Here is a 2,683-nt window from a genome sequence, read left to right as displayed (position 1 = left end):
CCGCCGGGCCGGGGTGCCGCTTTGGCGCTATTGGGGTGGCACCGACGCCGGTGCGGTGCCGGTCTATGCCAGCGGCCTTAATCCGGACGCCCAGGCGCTGGAGCAGGTAGAAGAGGCTCGCGGTCGCGGCTACCGCAACTTCAAGATCAAGATCGGCTTCGGCACGAAGCGCGACTTGGCGACTCTCCGCCCGGTTTTCGCCGGACTGCGCGACGGCGAGCGGGTGATGGTGGACATCAACCAGGGCTGGGACCTGCGCACAGCGACGCGGATGGTACAGGTGCTGGGCGAGTTTCCAATAACTTGGATTGAGGAGCCCCTCGCGGCCGACCGTCCGTCTTGGGAATGGGCGCAGGTCTCGGGTGCGAGCCGGGCGCCGCTGGCGGCCGGGGAGAACCTGCGCGGCACTCTCGAGTACCACCGCGCGCTGGCCGAGTGCCACCTGGGCTTCGTGCAGCCGGATTGCTGCAAATGGGGCGGCGCCTCGGCGACGCTGCCGGTGGCACGTGCGGTGGTAGCCTCAGGCCGGGCCTATTGTCCGCACTTCCTGGCAGGTGGGCTAGGGCAACTGGCCTCGCTGCACCTGCTGGCAGCGGTGCGGGGCCCGGGCTTCCTCGAGGTGGACGCGAACCCCAATCCGCTGCGCAGCCTCATCATCGACCCGGTGCTGCCAGTGCAGGAAGGGATGATGGCGCTGCCGGAGGGGCCGGGCCTGGGGGTCGTCCCCGACGTCTCGCAGTTCGAGCCCTACGTCACCGTTAGGACCAGGCGACAGGCCTGAGCGGCAGCACTGTTACAGCCGACCTGGCGAAGCTGAGCACCGGCTGATGGACGGCAGGACCGCTCTGGGTCGAACTCGACAGTTCGGCCGACGAATGGCGAAGATCTGCTTCTGCTCGGTTAGGCCGCCAAATGCTGCTTGACCGCTTCCGGCAAAATCCTGCTGCGGTAGCTTGGCGTCTATCCTCGGCGTTCCCGGTGCTTGATGTTGCTCCCAAGGCACAACGTTTGCTCGGCATGCACTGCTTCGGCTAGCAAGCCTATGAACGCTCCATTCAGGCAAGCATCTTTAGCTTTCGTTGTGAACTACGGCTTCCTCGTCTCCATCCTCCGCCAGGAATTCTCGCTCTTCTGCTTTCAAAGCTGACGCCTTTGCTGGTTCCAATCCGAAGCGCTGCGCAACATCCGGAGCACAGGGCTGTTCAAGGCTGTGCGGTAGCGGGAGTGAGTCTTCGCTGCCACAGGTCGGGGGAGAACGGCGCCGGCCGGCTGATGGCAGGATTCCCAGGTCGGCAAACCTCTGACTCATAAGGTGGCAACCAAGGTGGAGGTTGCCGTGACCGCGTTTGCGCCGCTGCTGGGCCTGCTGGAGGAGGTGCCTGATCACCGCCGGGCGGAGGGTAAGGTCTACCAGCTGGCGCATGTCCTGCTGTTCTCCATCCTGGCCATCGTCAGCGGCGGCAACTCGTATCGCAGCATCGCCACCTTTATCGAGATGCATCGTCACCGGCTGAACGAGGTGTTCGGGCTGACCTGGCGGCGGGCGCCGGCGCACACCGCGATCCGCTCCATCCTACAAGGCCTGGACGGCGACGCGGTGGAAGCCGCCTTTCGTCGCCACGCCAAGCTGTTGCAGGCGGCCCACGCCAAGCCGGGCGGGGGCAGCTTGGCGATCGACGGCAAAACCCTGCGCGGCAGCTTCGACGCGTTCCGTGACCGTGCCGCCGCGCACCTGCTCGGCGTGTTCGCCACCGACACCGCGCTGGTGCTGGCGCACAGCGAGGTCGACGAGAAATCCAACGAGATCCCGGCCGCCCAGGCGCTGCTCGCCGAACTCGGCCTGGCTGGCCGGTTGGTCACGCTCGATGCCCTGCATTGCCAAAGAAAACCTTCGACGTCGCCAGCAAGGCCGGAGCCGACCTGATCATACAGCTCAAGGACAACCAGCCCACCCTGCATCAGCAGGCCAAGGACCTCTGCGCCAGCGCCACCCCGCTCTCCACGACCAGCAGCCGCAATCGCGGGCGTAACCGACAAGAAGAGCCCAGCGTCACCGTCTTCGATGCCGCCACCGCCTTCACTGACACCGAGTGGTCGTCCCTCGTCAGTGCCGTGATCCGCGTCGAGCGCGATGTCCTCACCCGCAGCGCCAAAACCGGTCTTTGGCATCGCTCCACCGAGACCGCCCTCTACCTCGCCACCACCGCGATCTCCGCCGTTTGCGCCGCATCCGCCATCCGAGACCACTGGAGGGTCGAGAACACCTCGCACTACAGCCGCGACGTCACTATGGGCGAGGATCGCTCGCGCATCCGCATCAACCCCGGCGTCTTCGCCAGGCTCCGCAGCTTCGCCTTCAACATCCTCAAGACCAACCGCCGAAGCTCACTCCCCCAGGACCGCTTCCGCGCTGCCATCGGTGGCGTCGATTACCTCCTCAACCTTCTCCGCATCCCACAGCGTTGAACAGCCCTGGTGATGGTGGTTATTACGGACGCTTCCTATAGCCCCGCCAACCGATGACCGGGGCTGGATGTCCCGCCAAGGACGCGCTGCTGGAGTAGGCCAAGCACCCTCAGGCTTAGCGACTAAGCAACACGAGAGTCTGCTTCGGGTCGAGCCTGTGTGAGAACGCCGCACCGCGACCGCAATCAGTAATTGCGTTGCCGTAAACTGCGCCAGC

The 2,683-nt window shown here is 65.5% G+C and carries 3 protein-coding genes; all 3 read left to right on the top strand.

The annotated features are described in order from the left end of the window. A partial coding sequence (locus VF632_RS02320; RefSeq protein WP_331021229.1) for a mandelate racemase/muconate lactonizing enzyme family protein occupies positions 1-781 on the top strand: 781 nt, incomplete at its 5' end. Positions 782-1,336: 555 nt separating this feature from the next. Continuing rightward, positions 1,337-1,924, top strand: a complete 588-nt coding sequence (locus VF632_RS02315) for an ISAs1 family transposase (RefSeq protein ID WP_331021228.1) — start codon at positions 1,337-1,339, stop codon at positions 1,922-1,924. Continuing rightward, positions 1,876-2,466, top strand: coding sequence for an ISAs1 family transposase (locus VF632_RS02310; protein WP_331021227.1), 591 nt, complete (start codon positions 1,876-1,878; stop codon positions 2,464-2,466). The genes VF632_RS02315 and VF632_RS02310 overlap by 49 nt, the downstream gene beginning before the upstream one ends. Positions 2,467-2,683: the final 217 nt, after the last annotated feature.

The organism is Longimicrobium sp. (assembly GCF_036388275.1).
Taxonomy (GTDB): domain Bacteria; phylum Gemmatimonadota; class Gemmatimonadetes; order Longimicrobiales; family Longimicrobiaceae; genus Longimicrobium.
The sequence above is the reverse complement of the archived record's forward strand: the minus strand, read 5'-3'. Positions and strand labels throughout refer to the sequence as shown.